A 22581-nucleotide genomic window follows, 5' to 3' on the forward strand; every position below is an offset into this window, starting at 1 on the left:
GTCAAATACGTTGCTATGGACTGGAATCTGGATAATTTCACGCCGTTGAAAAATATCAGGTGATAAAATCGCCGACGATTTAGTCATGACCGCCATTAAACGGCTATTTCAGATTGGATTTGAGCCGCGGTTTATTTACTATGTACCGTTACGTCTTATACCAATTCTCAGAGCGTGATCTGCCAATGCGAATTCGCACTGGAAAGACGGATTCTGCTACGAGAATTGGTATATCTTTTACTCCCCCGTAGGACACTGCCTGGACAGGCAGATGAGGAAACGATGCAACAACTAGAAGAGATTCTATCCAACGCAACGGCTGCTATCGAAGCAGTTGATTCAGTTGCGGCTCTGGATGAGGTACGTGTTAAGTACCTGGGTAAAAAAGGTGAGCTGACCCTACAGCTGCAGCAGTTGGGTAAACTTCCGCCGGAAGAGCGCCGTGAAGCGGGTGCAAGCATCAACAAAGCAAAGCAAGCAGTTCAACAAGCGCTGACCGAGCGTAAAGTTGCACTGGAGAGCGCAGAGCTTGAAGCGAAGCTGGCAGCTGAGACTATTGATGTGACTCTGCCGGGTCGTCGTATCGAGAACGGTGGTATTCACCCTGTAACCCGCACTATCGAACGTATCGAAAGCTTCTTTGGTGAGCTTGGATTTAGTGTTCAAACAGGCCCAGAAATCGAAGACGCATTCCATAACTTCGATGCTCTGAACATTGCGGAAGACCACCCAGCGCGTACTGATCACGACACTTTCTTCTTCAACCCTGATCTGATGCTGCGCACGCACACTTCAGGTGTTCAAATCCGTACGATGGAAACCAACCAGCCGCCACTGCGCTTTATCGCACCGGGCCGTGTTTACCGTAACGACTACGACCAGACTCACACCCCAATGTTCCATCAGGTCGAGGGTATGCTGGTTGACGAAAACGTAAACTTTGCACAGCTGAAAGGCATCCTGAACGACTTCCTGTGTAATTTCTTCGAAGAAGATCTGGAAGTACGTTTCCGTCCTTCATACTTCCCATTCACTGAGCCTTCAGCAGAAGTTGATGTTAAAGGCAAAAACGGCAAATGGCTGGAAGTACTGGGCTGCGGTATGGTTCATCCGAACGTACTGCGTTCTGTTGGCATTGACCCAGAAAAATACTCAGGTTTCGCATTCGGTATGGGCGTAGAACGTCTGACCATGCTGCGCTACGGCGTAAACGATCTGCGTGCGTTCTTCGAGAACGATCTGCGTTTCCTGAAACAATTCAAGTAAGCATTGGGGTAATTGATAAATGAAATTCAGTGAATCCTGGCTTCGCGAGTGGGTTAATCCTGCAGTAAACAGCGAAGAACTGGCACACCAAATCACCATGGCAGGTCTGGAAGTCGACGACATTGAAGCTGTTGCAGGTGAGTTTACCGGCGTTGTTGTTGGTGAAGTGGTTGAGTGTGGCCAGCACCCTGATGCAGACAAATTGCGTGTTACTAAAGTGAACGTTGGCGGTGAAGAGCTGCTGGACATTGTTTGTGGTGCACCGAATTGCCGCCTTGGCCTGAAAGTAGCCGTAGCGACTGTTGGCGCAGTGCTGCCAGGCGACTTCAAAATTAAGAAAGCAAAACTGCGCGGTCAGCCATCTCACGGCATGCTGTGTTCGTTCTCTGAGCTGGGTATCGACGTCGAGTCAAACGGCATCATGGAACTGGCTGCTGATGCAGTTATCGGTACTGATTTCCGTGAGTTCCTGAAACTGAACGACGTGACTATCGATGTAGACCTGACTGCAAACCGTGCAGACTGTCTGAGCATCAAAGGTCTGGCGCGTGAAGTAGGCGTTCTGAACCGTGCTGAAGTATGTCAGCCAGCGTTCGAGAAAGTCACTCCGGCAATTGACGACAAAATCTCTGTTGCGATCGAGGCGCCAGCTGCGTGTCCACGTTACCTGGGCCGTGTAGTTCGTAACGTTAACGTAAAAGCGGCTACACCACTGTGGATGCAAGAAAAACTGCGTCGTAGCGGTATCCGTTCTATCGACCCAATTGTAGACATCACCAACTACGTGATGCTGGAACAAGGTCAGCCAATGCACGCATTTGATCTGGCGAAGATCGAAGGTGGCATCGTTGCGCGTTTGGCGAAACCAGGTGAAAAACTGGTTCTGCTGGACGGCAATGAAGCTGAGCTGAACGAAAATACGCTGGTTATTGCTGACCATAATAAAGCGCTGGCGATTGCAGGTATTTTCGGTGGTCAGGATTCTGGCGTAAATGCAGAAACCACGACTAACGTTCTGTTGGAAGCAGCGTTCTTTGCACCAGACGCAATCCGCGGTCGTGCACGTAGCTATGGCCTTCACACTGATTCTTCACACCGCTTCGAGCGTGGTGTTGATTCAACGCTGCAAAACTACTCGATGGAGCGTGCTACTCAGCTGCTTATCGATATTTGCGGTGGTGAGGCAGGTGAAATCGTAGGTCAGGAGTCTGAAGAGCACCTGCCTAAAGCGAACACCATTGCATTGCGTCGCACCAAGCTGGACAACCTGCTGGGTCACCACATTTCTTCTGAAGACGTGGTAGAGATCCTGAGCCGTCTGGGCTGCGAAGTTGAAACCACTGAGCAAGGTTGGACTGCGAAAGCGCCTTCATGGCGTTTCGACATGGCGATTGAGCAAGACTTGATTGAAGAAGTTGGCCGTATCTATGGCTACGACAACATTCCAAACCAAGCGCCTGTAGCCTCTCTAAACATGAACGAGCACAAAGAAGCCAATCAGCCTCTGAAACGTGTTCGTGATCTGCTGGTTGATCGTGGTTACCACGAAGCGATTACTTATAGCTTTGTTGAGCCAAACCAACAGAAGCTGATCGTGCCAGACTTAGAGCCATTGATTCTGCCGAACCCAATTTCAGCAGACATGTCAGCCATGCGCCTGAGCCTTTGGACTGGCTTATTGAATACCGTTGCTTACAACCAGAAACGTCAGCAACCACGTGTTCGTCTGTTTGAAGCAGGTCTTCGTTTTATCCCCGAGCAAGCTGCAGAAAACGGCATGCGTCAGGAAATGATGTTGGCAGGTGTGATTGCAGGACCTCGTTCAGAAGAGCACTGGGACATCGCAACAAACACTGTAGATTTCTTCGACCTGAAAGGCGATCTCGAAGCGATTTTGGAGCTGACTGCAAACGAACTGAGCTACAGCTTTAAAGCTGCTAAGCATCCAGCACTGCACCCTGGTCAATCAGCTTCAATTGAAGTTGACGGCAAAGTCGTGGGCTACATCGGTACGGTTCATCCAGAGCTTGAGCGTAAGTTTGGCCTGAACGGACGTACCATCGTGTTCGAAATCGAATGGTCAGCGATTAACACTCGTGTCATTCCAGAAGCGGTTGTTATCTCCAAGTTCCCGGCTAACCGCCGTGACATCGCTGTGATTGTTGCTGACGACGTTGAGTCAGAGGCTGTGGTTCGTGCTTGTTTGGAAACCGACAATGCACTGATCACCGGTTCTAAGCTGTTTGACCTTTACAAGGGCAAGGGCGTAGAAGACGGCAAGAAGAGCTTGGCTATCGCTTTGAGCCTACAATCCACTGAGCGCACCTTGGAAGAAAGTGATATTTCTGAGGCGGTTGCATCGGTTGTAGCATTGCTTGGCGACAAATTTGGCGCGCATCTTCGCGACTAATTATAAATTTGTTAATAAAAAAGCAGCCTGATGGCTGCTTTTTTTATGTCTAAAAGTTCTAACACGTATCGTTTTGATAAATCTACGTTTTATCAGAATCTTAACAAGTTGTACTAAGCAAACGATTAAAACCTCAGTAAAAACATCACTTAATGACTATATTCACAATAACCTGTCTCAGTTTTTATGCATGCCTTAAGAATGAAAAGCTCATAAACAGAGCACTGTTCCAAATAATGATATGGAAAAAAGTTGGCGCAAATCAGCCAGTTGGCTTACACTGTTCGTAAGTTGCTGCTAGAGATTATGCTGCCCGACGAAGGAGCAAGTGAATAATTCTTTTGTAGTGCAATCGTGATGTAGATACGACGTATCACATTTGTGTTCAACATTTCTTGAGGGAATGACCTATGGCGCTCACCAAGGCCGATTTGGCTGAGAACCTGTTTGAGAACGTCGGGATGAGCAAGCGGGACGCCAAGGAAACTGTCGAAGCGTTTTTCGAAGAAGTTCGTAAGGCGTTAGAAAGTGGCGAACAAGTCAAGTTGTCTGGCTTCGGAAATTTTGATCTTCGTGAAAAGAACGAACGTCCTGGCCGTAACCCAAAGACGGGCGAAGATATTCCTATCACGGCGCGTCGCGTTGTTACTTTCCGTCCGGGCCAAAAACTTAAGGCACGTGTCGAAAAAGCCAAAGTAGACAACTAATCGTCGTACGAGAGTTTTCCAAAGGACCGTGGTTATTTAACCGCGGTTTTTTTGTTGTCTGTAAGGTAGGTGCTTCGGCTTCTTCGCATGGCGATATAGGCGTCTAATTGCGTTTGTTATCAGAGTGTTTAATTTGTATATTGGGGGTCAGATACGAGAAGAACACATAAAACAAAATAATCAAAAAGGACAGCTTGAAATGGATAGTCAACTCTCCGGGGGCTTTCTAAAGCACACGCTATTTCCACCCAAAATATTTACTCCCAACAGCATCACGCTTTCCAACGGTGTCATTGTCAGACACAACGCGATTGGCGTTGTTGAAATTACACCACCAGTGTCTGATAAAGCCATTGTGATATCGTCGGGTATTCATGGTGACGAAACAGCACCTATCGAGCTTGTGGACGACTTGGTTTCCAGTATTCTCGATGAAGCATTTCAGCCTACATCTCGTTTACTGTTTATTATTGCCCATCCAGATGCCATTCATGCTCACACACGCTTTATTGAGGAAAATCTGAACCGTTTGTTTGCTGACACCAATCCTTTGAGAAACAAAGAGTGCCAGCTTGCAAATAATCTACAAGAACAAGTGCAGACTTTCTTTAAGAAGGGTACTGAAGAGCCATGGCACTTTGACTTGCACAGTGCCATTAGGGCGTCTGAGCACTACATGTTTGGTGTTGTACCTGCGTCAACCAAAGTTACGGATATCAGGCCGCTTGTAAGCTTTCTGAAAGCGTCGCACATGGATGCTGTTATGCTGAGCCGAACGCCTTCATCAACGTTCAGTTGGTACAGTGCAGAAAAGTTCGGCGCATTGGCAGCGACCTTTGAAATGGGCCGTGTTGCCCGTTTGTATGAGAATAATATGGAAGAGTTTAAACCATTGCGTGATGCATTGGTTGCGTTGCTGTGCGGAGAGACCCTTCCGGCACCTTCTAAAGAAAAAGGGTTCTCCAACTATAAAGTGACGCGAACCATCACCAAAACAAGTGAAGCCTTTAATCTTGCTTTTAGCGATGATGCGGCAAACTTTACATACTTTGCTGAAGGTGAGCAGTTAGCGGAGGAAAACGGGACTGTATATTCAGCTATCGCAGGCGGTGAAGCAGTAGTATTTCCGAATTCAAAAGTTGCGATAGGGCAACGTGCTGCATTGTTGGTTCAACCTTTTGAACCGAATCTGTCAGAACCGCTCTACGTCAACGTAGAACGCGATCCCGGACCTGTCGCCTTCAGTTAGCGCTTTTCATTTTCATCTGTTCTATGTATGGTTGGCGGCAATCGCGATTAAAACCCGAAAACCATGCATTTACTTCAACTTGTCCAGCGTCGGGAAAGGCGCTGGCATGCTGCACTTATCATCTCAATATGCCTTCTCACTGTTAGTGTGCTGCTGTCATTGTCTGCTGGCGAAATCTGGATATCGCCACTCTCATTAAGTTCTCCTTTGGAGCAACAACTGTTGATCGAGCTACGTGTACCCCGCGTCATCGCCGCAGTAGTGATTGGCGCATCATTAGCAGTATCAGGTGGTGTATTACAGGTTTTACTGGGAAACCCCTTGGCGGAGCCTGGCGTACTGGGTATCTCTGGCGGTGCGAGTCTTGCCCTGGTTGTTGTCATGTTTCTGTTTCCTGCGCTTGCTACGTCTTATGGACTAATGAGCGCAGCGATGGCCGGTGCGCTCGCGTTTACAGCCATTCTTGTCATGTTGGCAAGAAGACGAGCCATGTCTACAGCAAGGCTATTATTGATTGGTGTTGCACTCGGTATTCTCTCTGGTGCTATTGTCACCTGGGCGTTCTATTTCAGTTCTGACCTGAATTTGCGTCAGCTGATGTATTGGTTGATGGGAAGTCTGTCTGGAGTGCATTGGCCTCAGTTGACGCTGACTGTTTTAGTCTTTCCTGCTCTTGCTTGGCTTTGCTTTCAAGGCAAGAAGCTCGATTTGATGATGCTTGGAGAAATGCAAGCCAAACAACTTGGGTTGGATACAGATGCATTAAGGTGGCGTTTGATTCTATTAGTCAGCTTATTGGTTGGTGCTTCGGTCGCGATGGCTGGCGTCATTGGTTTTGTCGGCTTGGTCGTGCCTCATTTTCTTCGTTTGTGGTTGGGAACAGAGAACAAGTTTCTTTTACCTCTGTCAGCAGTCTCTGGGGCAGCTTTGATGCTAGTTGCAGATACGATTGGACGTATGGCAATTGCAGAAGCTGAGTTACCAGTCGGCGCTGTGACGACTTCTATAGGCGCACCTCTGTTTATTTGGATGTTGATGAGACGCGTATGATCAATGCAAAAAACATTGCGCTAGGCACGCGCCTCTTACCACTGAATTTCAACGTCGATAAAGGTGAGATCGTTCATCTGTTGGGGCCCAATGGGAGTGGAAAAAGTACTCTGCTAGAGCTCCTTTCGGGCCTGATTGAAGGACAGGGAAGTGTTGAGTTGGATAAAGAAGATTTATCCGAAATCGACAGCATGTCTCTTGCTCGTCAACGCGCCTACCTCAGCCAGCAACAGAAACCCGCTTTTGCTATTGGTGTTTATCAGTATCTAAACCTGAGTTTGTCAGCCATTCCACAGCTCGCCCCATCATCAGCGGAGCACGCAGTTATTGAGGTTTGCGAAGTATTGGGGATATCAGACAAGCTAAACCGCAGCACGGAGCAGCTCTCCGGTGGTGAATGGCAGCGTGTCCGTCTAGCTGGTGTGTGTTTGCAGATTTGGCCGGATATCAACCCCGAAGGAAAACTACTGATACTTGATGAGCCCGCCACGGCATTGGACATTGCGCAGCAAAGCGTAATGTACAAAATCGTCCGAAAGATTGCAGATAAGGGGATTGCGGTGGTGATGTCTAATCATGATATCAACCGAACATTATCCGATGCTGACCGAGTCGTATTGCTCAAAAACGGCCATATTGTTGATCAAGGTATACCCAGTGACGTGATGAATGTGGAAACCCTTGAGGAAACATTCGGTGCTCAACTTCGTCGTGTGGAAGTTGATGGGCAAGTATTGATACTTACCCAGTAAATGGGATGTAGGACCTATACGTGCGTCTGTGATAGTAACTTTGGAGAAACGGCAATTACTGCTGCCCAGTCACCTCCAGCTTTGCTTTAATAAACAATGCATGGTCCAGATATAGCAGTTCAGCGGTTTTGCGGATCACTGAGTCCTCCAGTGGATCCAGCTCACCATCTGCATACGCCACTTCCCACATCGCCTTGACCAAGTCGTAGCGTTGGCTTTGTTCTAATTGACGCAACTTGTCCGTGTAGTCATAAAGCGAAACTGAGTGTTCGCTATCTCCTAGGGCTTCTTCTACCAAGAGGCTGGCTTCCTTTTCATCAACATCCAGCAATGAGCAGAGTAGGCTGACTTTGGCTGCTTCTTCTCGAGGGTCGAGTTGGTGGTCAGCGCCTGCAACTTCGCAAAGCAAACCCGCCATTGCTCGTTGATAGCGCATTTCATTTGAGGTGGCACTGCCACCTTCTTCGGAAAACACTTCTTTTAGAATCGAAGACAGTTTTGAAAACATAGCCGTCATATCTCCTGATTTCTTGTCTAATCAAAGAGTATGCGACAAAGAAAGGCTATGTAAACTGTATTTACAAAGCGAACTCACAATGACGCTCACCGTAAAATACCTAACAATGAGCGCCACTTGAAGTTAACCGAGCGTCAATTTAAGTGTTACCTCAGCGCCGGTTACCAAGCGGGACACCGGACATTTCTGCTTTGCAATTGAGCCCAACTCTTGAAGTACGCTGTCTTCAAGGCCATCAGCAGACACGTGCGATTCCAATTCGATAAGCGTGATTTTGGGGCCATCGTCATCACCCAAGTGAACTTTGGCTTGTGTAGAAATGGTTGGAACCAAGCCTTTTTCCGATAGCAGAGCAGAGAGAAACATGGAGTAGCATCCAGCGTGAGCTGCACCTATCAGTTCTTCAGGGTTGGTACCTTCACCATTTTCAAATCGGGAAGCGAAAGTAAACGGCCCAGTAACATCACCGTATTTCATCACGCCTTTACCTGACTTTAAGGTACCTTCCCATACTGCATTGGCTTTTTGTGTTGGCATTTTCTTCTCCTTATTTAAATTTACCCAGTCAAGTGGTACTAACGGGATAACAACCCACTCACTTTATCGTGCAGTAAGATTCTCCCGATTTAAGAGGTGGGTAACAACCAATGAAATGTTGCCTGAGGGGAGAGAAAAAATATGTCGGTGGAGAATAAAAAATGCGCGCTGTAAAGCGCGCAAGGTAGTATTGGCAGACGACCGCACTACAAAACTGATTTCGGACTCAGTACGATCTATTTCGCCATATTTGCTAGGGACTTATGTTCTCATTATAAAGACATTATCCTAAAGTCGTAGACGCAGGAGTTTTCTTGTTTAACGTGATTTAACTGTTGTAGAACATAAAATCATCACTTGAAAACTCATCCAGCTGGGAGTTGTTTAGAACTATGGAGTGCTCTTCACCGATTTGAAGCTCAACCGTTGGACCGCGTTGAGTTATCTTCAAATCTTCAAAACTATTGGCGACATTAAATAGCACCACTTTATCAACGCCTTGCTCAAAGTCTACGATACGGTCTTTACTGACCGCCCCGTCGAGTAAAGTGGTGAAAATGAAGTAATCTGCGCCTTCTCCACCAAAATACAAATCTGAGCCACTGGTACCAATCAAAAAGTCATTGCCGGTATCGCCAAATGAGCGGTCATTTCCAATACCACCCACAATGACATCATCACCATCGCCGCCAAGAAGCACATTATCACCAGCTAAACCAATTAAAATATCTTGGCCTGTTCCACCCCTAACGACATCATCGCCCGCACCGCCACAGAGAATGTCGTTACCAGCTCCACCAATAAGAGTGTCGTCATCCCCCTGTGTTGCAAGCAGGGTAAGAAGATTCTGATTCTCAATGAGAAAGTCCTGGATTCCTGTTAATGCGTACTCAACATCTGAAGGTGTGGTCCCAGAAAAATCCTTTCCCTGAATAGACTGATACAGCGTCGACACGGTGTCTTGAAATGCCTGACTGTCGACATCAAAATAGTCCTCAAGAGGGATATTATCGCCCAAGATCAAATCGCCGCCACCAAAGCCAATCATGGTATCGGAGCCGTCGAAGCCATTGATAAACCCATTGCCATTATCACCGTTCAGGGTGTCATCATCTTCTGTACCAAACTTCACATAGTCGAACTCAATTCCATATATGGTTGTCATCTTTATCTCCTGAATATTCTATGTTCTCTATTAGATGAAAAGGTAGGTACGAAATTAATTCTATGCGTTATTAAACATTAATTTTTTTATTTCATCCCATAAATATTGGATTGGAACGGATGAGTTGAATATAAGACGGAATCTTTCATTTTTGAGATTCATTGGGTGTGGAATGTTTGTTGTTTCGAAAATATTAATTCGCTTAATTTAAATGAGTGACAATTAATTTAACAACGTCTGTTTTAATTCTTGAATAATTTACGGTTCATTAACCCTTTTCCCAATACTTTCGATTTGCTTCCGGATGTCAGTGGTTTGAAAAATTATTACCAACGATAAGGAATTAGGCGGCTCATTGGTTGACGCCCAGTGTCCAAATGTAAACGCAGTTGATTAGTAACGATGCCACGGTCAGGAGAGATGAAGGAACCTAAGACGCAACAGTGGGAAAGTATGCACCAACAAGTATGGATGCTGCTGAAGAGGTTAATGATGTTCCATATCCAGAGTGAGTGACCAGCACATTTGGTCCGCGGATCAATCGTCCAGTATAAAAGTTGGGGGCGATGGGGTTTACTGGCCCGCGACTTGTGAACCTGGGAGATTGCTGATGAACGATAAGCGCATTGGGCTGTTTGGTAGCGGAAAAGACGTTTTCTCAGATCATCGAATGGTTGGGTATAAGCTGGATTTACACTGACGGCAATTAATATTGAAAAGCCGGGCAAGAGCCCGGCTTTTCAAGAAAACGATATGATTTTTCTGGGCGTCCAAATCAGAATTGCTTGGGTGCAAAACCTGTAACGACCCCCAATTTCAATTCCTTGCCCAGCTTTGTCAGTGGATGAACGATAACCAAGCCACGTACAGATTTCTTTAGTTTGCCCATGTCAGCTTGCTCTTGCTTAGTAATTTCGCGAGAAAAAGGCATATCAAGCAGCGCTTTACGTTCTTTATTCAACGTGAAGCTTTGCTTATGAGTCAATTGGCTAATTTTTTTGTTCAAATCTTCGATGTCGTTAGTGAATTTGGTCACCATCATGTCGTCACCACGAGACTTAGCGGCATCAAGTTTTACTTGGCTTTTGTTCAGACGGTTTTTCAGTTGTTGTAGTTCTTGTTTAATGCTCATGGTAATCGACCACTCAGATTGACTTGGGCGCGGAGTGTACCACACGCAAAGAAAGATGGTATAGCCAAGCTTCTTATGCGCTCGTCCTTGCGGAAATGAAAACAGCATCGATCAAACGTCATCAGCAAACGGCTCAATGTTCTAGAGAATCTGGAAGTAAGATTGAAGATCGAGCTTGCAGCGTGTTGTGGTAGAATCTTCGCAATTTTTCAAACGGTACTGAGCCTTATCGAGTCTTACGCTCGTATCGTGAGTGGATTTTCTTCAAACAGCATTTCTTTGGATATCGATTTGACCGCTTCAATCCATCAAAACAACGCTAAAACGCTTTTCGCTGCGCTTAATGATTGCATGCTGAAAGACAAGTTTCGTCTCAGCAAACGCATCAAGGGAGCACAACGCATTAAGAAAGACGAAGCCCGTCAGGCTGTCTTCGATGAGATCGCACTGGACATCGCTAAGTCGATGCACGTTCGTATGCAGCGCTTGGCGAATAAGCCAAACATTACTTTCCCTGAGCAATTGCCAGTCAGTCAGAAAAAAGACGACATTGCAGAGGCGATTGCCAACAATCAGGTAGTCATTGTTGCCGGTGAAACCGGTTCAGGTAAAACCACACAGTTGCCTAAAATCTGTATGGAGCTGGGACTTGGTGTATCAGGCGTCATTGGCCATACACAGCCCCGCCGTCTGGCTGCACGCTCAGTAGCAACCCGTATTGCAGAAGAGCTAGAAACCGAACTGGGTAAAACGGTCGGTTATAAAGTTCGATTCAACGATCAGGTATCGGAAGAGTCGCGCGTAAAACTCATGACGGACGGTATTCTGCTGGCGGAAATCCAGCATGACCGTTTCCTGAATCAATATGACTGCATTATCATCGATGAAGCGCACGAACGCAGTCTGAACATTGACTTCATCCTTGGTTACCTGAAACAGCTGCTGCCAAAGCGCCCGGATCTCAAACTGATCATCACATCAGCAACCATCGATCCTGAGCGTTTTTCTAACCACTTCCGTGGCGCGCCGATTATCGAAGTCTCTGGCCGTACCTATCCTGTGGAAGTGCGATACCGTCCTCTAATTGAAGACAGTGAAGATACTGATCGTGACCAGCTTCAGGCAATTTTCGATGCAGTCGATGAACTGCATGACGAAGGTCCGGGCGATATTCTGATCTTCATGAACGGTGAGCGTGAAATCCGTGATACGGCTGATGCGTTGAATAAACGCAATCTGCGTGATTGCGAGATTTTACCGCTCTATGCACGTCTGTCATCGGCAGAGCAAAATCGTGTGTTCCAGTCCCACTCTGGTCGACGCATTGTTCTGGCAACCAACGTTGCAGAAACCTCGCTGACGGTTCCTGGCATTAAGTACGTGATTGACCCGGGTACGGCGCGTATTTCGCGTTACAGCTACCGGACCAAGGTTCAGCGCTTGCCTATTGAACCCGTTTCTCAGGCGAGTGCGAACCAGCGTAAAGGTCGATGTGGTCGTGTATCTGACGGTATCTGTATTCGCTTATACTCAGAAGAAGATTTCCTGTCGCGTCCTGAGTTTACCGATCCGGAAATTCTGCGTACCAACCTGGCGTCCGTTATTCTTCAAATGACGGCGATTGGTCTGGGTGATATTTCTGCCTTTCCATTCGTTCAGCCGCCTGATAGCCGCAACATTTCTGACGGTGTTCGTCTGCTTGAAGAACTTGGTGCGCTGAAAGAAGTTAAAAAAGGCGATGACCACAAACGTCTGACCGAAACGGGACGTAATCTGGCACGTTTGCCAATCGACCCGCGTTTGGCGCGTATGGTGCTGGAATCAGCCCGTCTAGGGTCATTGCATGAAGTCATGGTCATTGCGTCAGCGCTGTCAATTCAGGATCCGCGTGAGCGTCCATCTGATAAACAGCAGCAGTCTGATGAAAAGCATCGCCGCTTTAATGACAAAGAATCAGATTTCCTCGCTTATGTGAATCTTTGGGAACATATCAAAGAGCAGCAAAAGGCTCTGTCTGGAAACCAATTCCGCAAGCAGTGTAAGAAAGACTATCTGAACTACCTTCGTGTTCGTGAGTGGCAGGATGTCCATTACCAAATTCGTCAGGTGGTGAATGAGTTGGGCTTCAAGATTAATCAGGAACCGTCTGATTATCAGTCCATTCATATGTCACTGCTGGCTGGTCTGCTCTCTCATATTGGTTTGAAAGATCAGGAGAAAAACGAGTATCAGGGTGCGCGTAATGCCCGTTTCAATATTTTCCCAGGATCTGGCATCTTCAAGAAGCAACCGAAGTGGGTGATGGTCGCCGAGCTGGTCGAAACCTCCAAGCTTTGGGGTCGTGTTGCCGCCAAGATCCAGCCTGAATGGGTAGAGCCGCTGGCAAAACATCTTATCAAGCGCAGCTACTCCGAACCGCACTGGGAGAAGAAGCAGGCTGCGGTTTTCGCGTTCGAGAAAGTCATGCTCTACGGCATTCCTATCGTTCCAAAACGTAAGGTCAATTACGGCAGCATCGATTCGGTTGTCAGCCGTGAGATCTTTATCCGCTCTGCACTGGTGGAAGGGGATTGGGATACCAAACATAAGTTCTTCCATCAGAACCGTAAAATGCTGGCGGAAGTCGAGGAGCTTGAGAAGAAATCACGTCGCCGCGATATTCTGGTTGATGATGACACGCTCTACGAGTTCTACGATCAGCGTATCGAACATACCGTAGTTTCCGGTCGTCATTTCGACAGCTGGTGGAAGAAAGCCAGCAGGGATGAACCAGAAAAGCTGAACTTCGAGAAAGCCATGCTGCTGGCAGGCGATGCCAGCCATGTGACTGAGCTGGATTACCCAAACTTCTGGCATCAAGGCAATCTGAAGCTCAAGCTGAGTTATCAGTTTGAACCAGGTGAAGATCACGATGGTGTGACGGTTCACATTCCTTTGCCAGTGTTGAACCAGATTGAACCTGAAGGGTTTGATTGGCAAATCCCGGGATTACGCCACGAGCTGATTGTTGCACTTATTAAATCGCTGCCCAAGACGTTACGACGTAACTTCGTACCAGCGCCAAACTATGCGTCTGCATTCCTGCAGCGTGTTATACCAATGGAAATGCCGTTGTTAGATGCGCTGGAGAAAGAGCTCAAACGCATGACTGGCGTGACCGTGCTTCGAGAAAACTGGCAGCTGGACCAGTTGCCTGAGCATTTAAAGATCACCTATCGCGCGGTGGATCATAAGAATCGCAAGCTGAATGAAAGCTACGATTTGTATGAGCTGAAAGATGGCTTGAAAGAGAAGGTTCAGGAAACCTTGTCACAGGTTGCGGATGATGATATCGAGCAACAAGGGCTGACCACCTGGAGCTTTGGTACGTTGCCGAAAATGTATCAGCAAAAACGCGGTGGCTTTGAGGTAAAAGCTTTCCCGGCGATTGTTGATAACAAAGATTCGGTGGGCATTAAGCTTTACGAAACTGAAGAAGAGCAGCGACAGGCCATGCAACAGGGTCAGCGTCGACTGATCCTGCTGAACGTACCATCGCCAATCAAATACCTGCACGACAACTTGCCGAACAAGTCCAAACTCGGCTTGTACTTCAACCCGTACGGCCGCGTACTGGATTTGATTGATGACTGCATTGCCTGTGGTGTCGATAAGTTGATTGAGTCGCAGGGCGGTTTGAAGTGGCAACCTGAAGAGTTTGAAGCGCTGAAAGAATATGTTCGTGCAGAACTGGGTGACACTGTGGTGGAAATCGCCAAGCAGGTAGAGCAGATCCTGACGACGGCATTCAGCATCAATAAGAAGCTGAAAGGTAAAATCGATTTCACCATGGCGTTCGCCCTGTCGGATATCAAAGCTCAGGTAGAAAGCTTGATCTTCAAAGGGTTTGCGACCGAATGTGGCTCGAAACGTCTGCCGGACATTCAGCGTTATCTGAATGCGGTAGAGCGTCGTTTGGAGAAATTGCCGATTGATCCTAACAAAGATCGTCTGCACATCCTCAAGATTGAATCTGTCACTAACGACTATAAAGAGCTGCTGAACAAAATCCCGAAAGGGCAGCGTGTTCCTGAGTCAGTGAAAGAAATCCGATGGATGATTGAAGAGCTTCGCGTTAGCTATTTCGCTCAGCAACTTGGCACGCCTTATCCGATTTCAGATAAGCGAATCAAGAACGCTATCGACGCCATCTAGCTCTGCTTTACAGTCATGCCTCGTCTTAGAGGCACTTATCTATAAAAATAGAAAGCCAGCGTTGTCGCTGGCTTTCTCACCTTTTGCCGCTATGGCAACATTCCTTCATACAGGTGATGACAAACGGCAAGCATATGCCTTTTCCACCGACCACATGCAGGTTGCGCACGAAAGGAAGAATGCGCAGTTTGTAGACTGATAAAGCTAACTTACTGAAAAAATATAATTAATCGTTTCAGATAAGGCTCTGGCACGAATTTTGGTATGACATAAATGGGATTAGCCGATTTGCATTGCTCGGCACGCATTTTTTAATCACATACCATTTACGGGGAATGTTATGTTTAAGGCGTTGAAAGCGACTTTTGCGCTCATTTTATTACTGTTTTCTGCGAACGTATTCGCAGCCATTCTGCCAGATGCACAGTCCATGTATCGGCAACTTAGCCTCTCTGACGAGGTATCTTTCGACAAATTCCAGAAAGCCTACAATCACTTCCGCACACACAGAACAGGAAAATCTGTTTTCACTCTCATTGACTACGGCAAACCTTCTTCAGAAAAACGTTTTTGGGTCGTTGATGCAGAAAAACGCAAGGTGCTGTTCGCTTCTTATGTCTCTCATGGCAAGAACAGCGGCTCGCTATACGCGAAGAAATTTTCTAACGTGGTGAATTCGCGCCAAACCTCTATCGGCGTGTTCCGTGCTGCGGAGACTTACTATGGGAAACACGGTTACTCATTGCGTCTCGATGGTTTGTCTAAAGGTGTGAACGACAACGCACGTCGCCGAGCGATAGTGATCCATGGAGCGGCGTATGCTCATCCGAAAGTGATTGCGAAAACAGGTCAGCTGGGTCGCAGTTGGGGTTGTCCGGCGCTACCAAATTACTTGTCGAAGAAAGTGATCAATACCATCAAGAACGGCACTTATATTTACGCCTTTGCTTGATGTTTAAATACGAATTTAAGAACGGCGCATTCAGACGAATGCGCCGTTTTTTTGTTTGTACCTGCAACAACAGAATGAGATTTTGACGAGACATCTCAAATCGCTTATTCAAACTGGTATTCGAGTGAGCGGGAGGAAAAATGGATTCAACCTCTTGAAATTATGGTGTCGATGCCATGAAACCTGCTCCATTGCTTTTAGCCCTCAGTTTAGGTCTGACAACCAGTCAGCATGTCCATGCCACCACTTGCTTGCATTATAAGCCTCAGCTCGCGATCCCGTTTGAAGAGTCTGAAATTAGTCACTGGGAAAATTATGTGTTCAGTGAAAAGCTCGATGGTATTCGAGCTTACTGGAGCGGCCAGTATCTTTTTACCCGTCAAGGCAAACTGATCTATGCGCCGAAATGGTTTATTGATGCGCTACCCGAAATACCACTGGAAGGTGAACTATGGATCGGTCGTAACAGCTTTGAAGAAACCATGGCGGCGGTGATGGATGGCAAACCTGATGACAAAGAGTGGGGGAAGGTGAAATTTATGGTCTTCGACCTTCCTGCCAGCCTGGATAGCTTTGATGTTCGCTACAAGCAGTTTAAGAGCATGGCGCAAGGACTGAACATTCCTCATCTTGATTTTGTTGAACACAAACCTGTTGAAAGCAAAGCATCACTGTTGGAAATACTAGAGACAATCAATGATGCAGGCGGTGAAGGTTTGATGCTGAGAAAGCTAAGCGGAATTTATCAGGCCGGGCGTTCGGCAAATGTCATCAAAATGAAAGTGGCTGATGATGCAGAAGCAGAAGTGATCGGGTATGTAGACGGCAAAGGAAAACATGAAGGCCGGATGGGCGCATTAGTAGTGAGAATGTCCAATGGGAAGGAGTTTAAAATCGGCACAGGCTTTTCTGATTTTCAACGGGAAAACCCGCCAGAGCTGGGTGAGCTGATCACATATCGGCACAACGGTTTCACCAAAAATGGCATTCCAAAGTTTGCGCGTTTTATGAGAGTAGATACCAGTAAGCAATAACTTTATTCACCGTGTATACAGTTAATGTTATGGGTCACATTTTGCATATTCCTATTGGCGAATAACTGAATCGTCTCAAAAACTTATTGGAAGAGTGTTTTGAGGAGATTGCTATGGGAAAGAATCGTCGTCCTACCATGAGTGACGTGGCCGAGCGCGTTGGCGTCACTAAAATGACCGTCAGTCGCTACCTCAAACATCCACAAAAAGTTGCCAAGAAAACAGGCGAGAAAATCCAGATCGCTCTCGATGATTTAGGATACATCCCAAACCGGGTGCCAGATATTCTTTCTAACCGCAGCAGTAAAACGCTCGGCGTCATCCTTCCTTCTCTTCGTCATCCTGTTTTCCAGCAAGTGATCGCTGGTATAGAAGCCATTACAGAAGAAAACGGTTACCAGGTTATGCTGGCTCATGGTGGCTATGAGGCAGAGATTGAACAGCAACGTATTGAGTCTTTGCTTTCGTTCAATGTGGACGGGTTGATCTTGGCTGACAACGACCATACCGAGAAATCTCTGAAAATGATTCATACCGCGGGTATCCCTTATATCGAAATCATGGATGCGACGGAAACTGAAACAGCCCAAAGCGTTGGAATCGATAACGAACTGGCGGCATTTTCTATGGTCACCCTGATGGTTGAAAGAGGCTTCGAACACATTGTTTGTCTGAATGTGAAAAAGGGGATTCGAACCTCAAGCAAGCTTCAAGGCTATGTTGACGCAATGGAAGACGCCGGACTGACGCCAAGGAGTATTACCGCCAAGGCGGAATCCTCAGTGTCCTTGGCCCGTAAAATGACGACTAAGGTATTGGAACGCTACCCGGATACCGATGCTTTCTTCTGCACCGATGATGAGCTGGCTGCAGGTGTATTGATTGAGTGCCAAAATCAGGGGTTGTCGGTTCCAGAGCAAATTGGCATTGCCGGTATTCATGCACTTGATATCGGGCAGTCTATGATGCCGAAATTGGCCAGTGTCATTACGCCTGATAGAGAAACTGGCGAACATGCTGCACTGGCTTTATTCAGTCAAATTCATGGGACCCAAATTGACATGGAGCCGCTGGGCTTTGATATTGATGAAGGTGAGAGCCTTAGCTTATAAACAACCTAAACGGCCTGAAAAATCATGTTGTTTGGGTGTATTGGATTCCCTGCGTATTCAGTTTGATACCATAAAGTGACGTTGTTGCAGTGATGAACAGGTAGGACTGATCGTTACCGCCAAAAGTGCAGTTACTGACCCGCTCAGGTACGGGTATTAATCCAAGTTTCTCGCCGGTTGGTGTAAAAACGGCAATTCCTTCATCGCAGCTGCAGAAGATGTTCCCTTGAATGTCTACCCGAAACCCATCTGGGATCCCTGGCTCGACAATACAGAGGGTATCCCCTTTACCGAGTGAACCGTCTTCTTCGACAGTAAACTGGCGGATTTCGCGTCTGCCCTTGGTGGGAAATTCGACTATCGACATATCGGCTACGTACAGCGTCTGTTCATCCGGCGAGAAAGCGAGGCCATTCGGCCTCTGCACGTCCGTCGTCATGATATCCAGTTCACCTGTTCCCGGGTCGAAGCGATAAACGTAACATCCAATCATCTGGCTTTGTGCCTGAAATCCCTCGTCATTCCCTAAAATCCCATATGGTGGATCCGTAAACCAAATGCTGCCATCTCGCTTAACCACGACGTCATTTGGGCTGTTCAATCTTTTTCCATCAAAGTTATCAACGAGAATAGTGCTGACGCCGTCTGCTGTCGTTTTGCTGATGCAGCGCCTACCATGTTCGCAACTGATAAGATTGCCATCTGAGTCAAGATAATTCCCGTTTGAAAAATGGGAGTAGTCCTTTTCTATTGTGAGGCCATCCGCTTCACTCCATCGATAGAGTTTGCAACCTTTGACATCACTAAAAAGTACCGCATTGGTTTTCCTCAGCCAGACTGGGCCTTCTGCCCATATTACGCCTGAGCAAAGTTTTTGCGGTGTATTTCCTTCAGCGAAAATATCATCGAAATGAATGGTGTAATCCATGAAGCACTATCCTGATTCTTTATTTTATTCTGGCTGACCATCTATCGTTCTACTGACATTCAGTGGGTTATCTGCTTTCAACTCGTCAGGCAGAAAAGCCTCTGGAACGTTTTGATAACAGACAGGACGGACAAACCTATCAATCGCGAGTGTACCCACAGATGTGGTTTGACTGTTCGATGTTGAAGGATAAGGACCGCCGTGAACCATCGCACTCGATACCTCAACCCCAGTGGGGAAGCCGTTAAACAGGATTCGCCCAACTTTGAGCTCCATCGCTGACACGATGCCATGAACACACTCAGTGTCATCATCAGAACCAGCATGCACAGTGCCCGTCAGTTGACCTTCAAGGCGTTTAATAACTTGGATCATATCTGTTGTGTTCTTACAGATAACCAGCATGGAAAAAGCCCCAAATACCTCTGCATGTAGGCTTTCGTCTTCCAGGAAGGCTCTGCTGGATACTTCGATAAACGCGGGCTGACAACTGTTTGGGCTGTCTGCTTTTCCCTCGACGATTACGTTCACCTTTGAGTGACCCATCATTGTGTTTCGCGCACTGTCGTAATGTTTAAAGATATTACTCGTCAGCATGGTCCCAGCACTACAGTCCATAAGTTGCCGCTTTACTTGTTCAACAAACAGAGACAACGAGGGGCTAGGAGTTGCGAGTATCAAGCCTGGGTTGGTACAAAATTGTCCCGCACCCATCGTCAAAGATGCGGCAAACTGATTAGCTAAACCTTCAGGGTCTGCTTCAAGAGCTTTCGGCATCAACACCACTGGGTTAATACTGCTCATCTCTGCGTAGACTGGAATAGGCTCCTTTCTTGATTGTGCTGTTTGCATCAAAGCCAGACCAGCAGCTTGAGAGCCGGTGAATCCAACGGCTTTCACATTAGGGTGAGCAACAAGCTCATGTGCGATGGAGTTTCCATTGGCAAACACCAAAGAGAAAGTCCCGGGGTGTAACTCACATGATTTAACTGCCTCTGCGATACATCGCCCAACTAATTCGGATACTCCCATGTGTGCCGGATGTCCTTTTACAATGACTGGGCATCCAGCCGCCAATGCTGATGCGGTATCACCCCCTGCAACAGAAAAAGCAAGTGGAAAGTTACTGGAACCAAAAACAACCACTGGTCCTAAAGGCAGCTTCGTCATACCAAGGTATGGGCGGGGAAGTGGGTTTCTATCGGGCAGAGCAGAGTCAATTCTGACATTCTGCCAACTGCCACTTTCAAGAACATCTGCAAAGAGGTTCAACTGCGAACAGGTCCTTCCTCTTTCACCCACTAGCCTTGCTAGCGGTAAACCTGTTTCCAAAGTGCCCCGTTCTATAAGTTCGTCACCGAGCGACATGATGTTTTCAGCTATTTTTCGTAGAAATCTCGCCCTATGTTTCGGTGATGTGTGCCGATAACTTTCGAATGCTTTATCTGCTTCTATACAAGCTCCCATTGCTTGTTCACTGGAGGCACCCGCGAAGGGAGGACTAAAAGGTAAAGCGGTCGTAGGATTGATTGAATACATCTGACCGGTTTGGCCATTGACTTCTTCGCCAGCAATAAACATTACACCGTTTACAGACATACTCAGACTCCGTTTTGAGTTGAAGAGGATTGAAGGACCATTGAAACGTCGGGCTCCGCGAGGCAAGAGAATGATCGCTTCACGTTTAAATTATTCGAATCGAGCACTGCAACGGTGTCATTAGTCAATGAAACAAAAACATCACCACTCGTTGGATGGAAGCTGACAGCAATTGGATCGGCAGGTAAGTCAATTATCCCTATATTTTCGAGTGCTAAGGTAAAAATACTGATGGACTGACCGCCGTAATTGGTGACATAAAGTTGGTTGCTAGGAGATAGGTAGGCTCTGGTGGGATCGGCCCCTGTGTCTGCCCGCGCAGTCACTTCTAGCGATGTTGTATCAACCGCGACAACTTGGTTATCAAGGCGGTTGGTCACAAATAGTGTCTTTTCATCACTGGTTAAACAATTACCCTCGGGCTTTTTACCCGGACACATGGCAACGGGCGAAAAGACAGGGTCCCAAGGTTTAATCTTTGTCACAGTATGGCTGAGAAGGTTCAGACAATAAGCGGAATCACCATCCTTTGTTAATGAAAACAAGTGGGTTTTGAGGCCACCAGAAGGCAGCGCTCTATCTGGCGCGGAGGCCGTTCTTGGCGATTCAAAAATGACCATGACATTTTGGGATTCACTCATGGCATAAAGGCGGTCTTGGTTATCAAGCGCTAAACCGTGAATCCGGTAATATGGCCATGTGCTGATAGTGTGGACGTGCTCTTGAGTTTTCAAATCAATCACAAAAATACTACAACCGCCATGGTCTTCAGTCACCCCAGAGTTTTGCACGCCATAATGGCCCACATACGCAAACTCTTTTTTTGAATCTACGACAAACTCGTGAGGAAACTGGCCTACCTCTATTTGCTTTAAGGCTTCACCGCTTTCTACATCAAAAAAACCAATTGTGTGCGCGCTCTTTTGGTTCAGTAGCAAAATATCTTCATTCATGCCTAATCCCTTTAATACATCACATCAACAATCACAACTGAGTCTGCACTTGGGCTTTCCTGCATCAATTTGTTGCTCAGTGGTCTGCCGAACTCAGGCACTTCAATTTCAAACACGTCACCGTCTATCGTCTTTACTGAATCTGCGAAGCTGAGCGTAGACGTACCGAAAAAATGTATATTGACGTCACCGGGATGACGGAAAAGACTGTACTTGAAATGATGATGTTCAAGATTACGGATGTTATGGGACATATTGCTCTCGCCTGTCACAAATGGCTTTTCCCAGATGACTTCGCCATTTCTCATAATCCTGCTGGTACCTTCAAGACTCTCCGGGATTTCACCAATCAGAAGTTCTGGTCCAAAGCTACAGTTCCGGAGCTTGGAATGCGCTAGCCAGAGGTAGTTGTGACGCTCGGTGACGTGGTCAGAAAATTCGTTTCCTATCGCAAAGCCTATGCGATGTGGGTTCCCAAGGCTGTCATTAATATATGCGCCTACGAGTTCGGGCTCTTCCCCTGCATCTTGCGCGAAAGAGGGGGAGGCCATTGCACCAAATGGCATTTGGACAATACTGCCGTTACCCTTATAAAACCATTCGGGTTGAGAGGCATAACGTGTATTTGTCGCAATACCGTCTTCTATGCCCATCTTGAACATCTTCATGGAGTCCGTCAGTGCCGACTCATCCTGCTGGATTTTGCTGTGCATGGAAGAGCGTGTGTCCGCACTGCCTAAGTGAGTTAGGCCAGTGCCCGTGACAAAGGCGTGGGCATCGTCCGGATGATGAAAAGGAGGAAGAATCAGACCTTCATCAATCAGTTGCTGATAGCTGATGGCTTTATCCGACAACAAACCGTCAATCAAGGATGTTAATGGTATTGAGCCTTTTAAAGCCATTAAAGCTACGTCATAGGTGGTCAGTGTCTTCTTTAGAGGTATCACCTCGTCAGCATTAATAACCTTTGCTAAGCAAGGCCCTTCGTTCGACAGAAATTGGATTACACGATAGTGGGTCATGT

General features: G+C 46.9%; 18 protein-coding genes. 10 read left to right on the forward strand and 8 right to left on the reverse strand.

Going from position 1 to position 22581, the window contains the following annotated elements:
• Positions 1-282: 282 nt before the first annotated feature.
• From pheS to btuD, 6 genes are all read left to right on the forward strand, one after another.
• A complete protein-coding gene (gene pheS, locus K6Q96_RS08255; protein ID WP_251879418.1) occupies positions 283-1266 on the forward strand; it encodes a phenylalanine--tRNA ligase subunit alpha in 984 nt (327 codons plus the stop codon).
• Between the two features lie 19 nt (positions 1267-1285).
• On the forward strand, positions 1286-3676 hold the full coding sequence (pheT, locus tag K6Q96_RS08260) for a phenylalanine--tRNA ligase subunit beta (protein ID WP_251879419.1): 2391 nt from the start codon (positions 1286-1288) through the stop codon (positions 3674-3676).
• A gap of 410 nt (positions 3677-4086) precedes the next feature.
• Positions 4087-4383: an integration host factor subunit alpha gene (locus tag K6Q96_RS08265; protein ID WP_062661611.1), complete on the forward strand. Its 297-nt coding sequence runs from the start codon at positions 4087-4089 to the stop codon at positions 4381-4383.
• 199 nt (positions 4384-4582) lie between these two features.
• Positions 4583-5632 (forward strand): succinylglutamate desuccinylase, encoded by a 1050-nt coding sequence (locus K6Q96_RS08270; RefSeq protein WP_251879421.1) that lies wholly within the window; start codon positions 4583-4585, stop codon positions 5630-5632.
• Between the two features lie 63 nt (positions 5633-5695).
• The gene (gene btuC, locus K6Q96_RS08275; RefSeq protein WP_251879423.1) at positions 5696-6682 is read left to right on the forward strand and encodes a vitamin B12 ABC transporter permease BtuC; all 987 of its coding nucleotides are present in this window, start codon (positions 5696-5698) and stop codon (positions 6680-6682) included.
• Positions 6679-7434, forward strand: a complete 756-nt coding sequence (gene btuD, locus K6Q96_RS08280) for a vitamin B12 ABC transporter ATP-binding protein BtuD (protein ID WP_251879425.1) — start codon at positions 6679-6681, stop codon at positions 7432-7434. The genes btuC and btuD overlap by 4 nt, the downstream gene beginning before the upstream one ends.
• 55 nt (positions 7435-7489) lie before the next feature.
• Here btuD and K6Q96_RS08285 read toward each other — a convergent pair whose 3' ends face one another.
• The 4 genes from K6Q96_RS08285 to K6Q96_RS08300 form a co-directional block, all read right to left on the reverse strand.
• Positions 7490-7942, reverse strand: a complete 453-nt coding sequence (locus tag K6Q96_RS08285) for a tellurite resistance TerB family protein (RefSeq protein ID WP_251879427.1) — start codon at positions 7940-7942, stop codon at positions 7490-7492.
• A 132-nt stretch (positions 7943-8074) separates the two neighbouring features.
• Positions 8075-8488 (reverse strand): OsmC family peroxiredoxin, encoded by a 414-nt coding sequence (locus K6Q96_RS08290; RefSeq protein ID WP_251879429.1) that lies wholly within the window; start codon positions 8486-8488, stop codon positions 8075-8077.
• A 328-nt stretch (positions 8489-8816) separates the two neighbouring features.
• A complete protein-coding gene (locus K6Q96_RS08295) occupies positions 8817-9653 on the reverse strand; it encodes a calcium-binding protein (RefSeq protein WP_251879431.1) in 837 nt (278 codons plus the stop codon).
• Between the two features lie 775 nt (positions 9654-10428).
• Positions 10429-10785, reverse strand: coding sequence for a YibL family ribosome-associated protein (locus K6Q96_RS08300; RefSeq protein WP_251879433.1), 357 nt, complete (start codon positions 10783-10785; stop codon positions 10429-10431).
• A 291-nt stretch (positions 10786-11076) separates the two neighbouring features.
• Here K6Q96_RS08300 and hrpA point away from each other — a divergent pair, with 291 nt between their 5' ends.
• The 4 genes from hrpA to K6Q96_RS08320 all read left to right on the forward strand — a co-directional run bounded on the left by hrpA (position 11077) and on the right by K6Q96_RS08320 (position 18077).
• A complete protein-coding gene (gene hrpA, locus K6Q96_RS08305) occupies positions 11077-14979 on the forward strand; it encodes an ATP-dependent RNA helicase HrpA (RefSeq protein ID WP_256481835.1) in 3903 nt (1300 codons plus the stop codon).
• Positions 14980-15319: 340 nt separating this feature from the next.
• Positions 15320-15931: a murein L,D-transpeptidase catalytic domain family protein gene (locus tag K6Q96_RS08310; protein ID WP_251879435.1), complete on the forward strand. Its 612-nt coding sequence runs from the start codon at positions 15320-15322 to the stop codon at positions 15929-15931.
• Between the two features lie 176 nt (positions 15932-16107).
• A complete protein-coding gene (locus tag K6Q96_RS08315) occupies positions 16108-16965 on the forward strand; it encodes a DNA ligase (protein ID WP_251879437.1) in 858 nt (285 codons plus the stop codon).
• A gap of 113 nt (positions 16966-17078) precedes the next feature.
• Positions 17079-18077 carry a substrate-binding domain-containing protein gene (locus K6Q96_RS08320; RefSeq protein WP_251879439.1) on the forward strand — a complete coding sequence of 333 codons (999 nt, stop codon included), beginning with the start codon at positions 17079-17081 and terminating at the stop codon, positions 18075-18077.
• Positions 18078-18099: 22 nt separating this feature from the next.
• Here the strand turns inward: K6Q96_RS08320 and K6Q96_RS08325 are convergent, their stop codons facing one another.
• From K6Q96_RS08325 to araD1, 4 genes are read right to left on the reverse strand one after another with little or no spacing between them, the layout of a single operon-like run.
• The gene (locus K6Q96_RS08325; RefSeq protein ID WP_251879440.1) at positions 18100-19005 is read right to left on the reverse strand and encodes an SMP-30/gluconolactonase/LRE family protein; all 906 of its coding nucleotides are present in this window, start codon (positions 19003-19005) and stop codon (positions 18100-18102) included.
• A gap of 24 nt (positions 19006-19029) precedes the next feature.
• Positions 19030-20604 (reverse strand): aldehyde dehydrogenase (NADP(+)), encoded by a 1575-nt coding sequence (locus K6Q96_RS08330; protein WP_251879442.1) that lies wholly within the window; start codon positions 20602-20604, stop codon positions 19030-19032.
• Positions 20605-20606: 2 nt separating this feature from the next.
• Complete coding sequence (locus K6Q96_RS08335; RefSeq protein WP_251879444.1) at positions 20607-21557, reverse strand: YncE family protein; 951 nt, start codon at positions 21555-21557, stop codon at positions 20607-20609.
• 11 nt (positions 21558-21568) lie between these two features.
• On the reverse strand, positions 21569-22579 hold the full coding sequence (araD1, locus tag K6Q96_RS08340; RefSeq protein ID WP_251879446.1) for an AraD1 family protein: 1011 nt from the start codon (positions 22577-22579) through the stop codon (positions 21569-21571).
• Between the last annotated feature and the right edge of the window lie 2 nt (positions 22580-22581).

It is taken from the genome of Grimontia kaedaensis (assembly GCF_023746615.1).
GTDB lineage: Bacteria > Pseudomonadota > Gammaproteobacteria > Enterobacterales > Vibrionaceae > Enterovibrio > Enterovibrio kaedaensis.

Coding starts and splice junctions, on each gene's coding strand:
- pheT (WP_251879419.1), top strand. CDS start 1,286: ATGAAATTCAGTGAATCCTGGCTTCGCGAGTGGGTTAATCCTGCAGTA.
- araD1 (WP_251879446.1), bottom strand. CDS start 22,579: ATGACCCACTATCGTGTAATCCAATTTCTGTCGAACGAAGGGCCTTGC.
- K6Q96_RS08335 (WP_251879444.1), bottom strand. CDS start 21,557: ATGAATGAAGATATTTTGCTACTGAACCAAAAGAGCGCGCACACAATT.
- K6Q96_RS08315 (WP_251879437.1), top strand. CDS start 16,108: ATGAAACCTGCTCCATTGCTTTTAGCCCTCAGTTTAGGTCTGACAACC.
- pheS (WP_251879418.1), top strand. CDS start 283: ATGCAACAACTAGAAGAGATTCTATCCAACGCAACGGCTGCTATCGAA.
- btuD (WP_251879425.1), top strand. CDS start 6,679: ATGATCAATGCAAAAAACATTGCGCTAGGCACGCGCCTCTTACCACTG.
- btuC (WP_251879423.1), top strand. CDS start 5,696: ATGCATTTACTTCAACTTGTCCAGCGTCGGGAAAGGCGCTGGCATGCT.
- K6Q96_RS08295 (WP_251879431.1), bottom strand. CDS start 9,653: ATGACAACCATATATGGAATTGAGTTCGACTATGTGAAGTTTGGTACA.
- K6Q96_RS08290 (WP_251879429.1), bottom strand. CDS start 8,488: ATGCCAACACAAAAAGCCAATGCAGTATGGGAAGGTACCTTAAAGTCA.
- K6Q96_RS08330 (WP_251879442.1), bottom strand. CDS start 20,604: ATGTCTGTAAACGGTGTAATGTTTATTGCTGGCGAAGAAGTCAATGGC.
- K6Q96_RS08300 (WP_251879433.1), bottom strand. CDS start 10,785: ATGAGCATTAAACAAGAACTACAACAACTGAAAAACCGTCTGAACAAA.
- K6Q96_RS08270 (WP_251879421.1), top strand. CDS start 4,583: ATGGATAGTCAACTCTCCGGGGGCTTTCTAAAGCACACGCTATTTCCA.
- K6Q96_RS08265 (WP_062661611.1), top strand. CDS start 4,087: ATGGCGCTCACCAAGGCCGATTTGGCTGAGAACCTGTTTGAGAACGTC.
- K6Q96_RS08325 (WP_251879440.1), bottom strand. CDS start 19,005: ATGGATTACACCATTCATTTCGATGATATTTTCGCTGAAGGAAATACA.
- K6Q96_RS08320 (WP_251879439.1), top strand. CDS start 17,079: ATGGGAAAGAATCGTCGTCCTACCATGAGTGACGTGGCCGAGCGCGTT.
- K6Q96_RS08310 (WP_251879435.1), top strand. CDS start 15,320: ATGTTTAAGGCGTTGAAAGCGACTTTTGCGCTCATTTTATTACTGTTT.
- K6Q96_RS08285 (WP_251879427.1), bottom strand. CDS start 7,942: ATGTTTTCAAAACTGTCTTCGATTCTAAAAGAAGTGTTTTCCGAAGAA.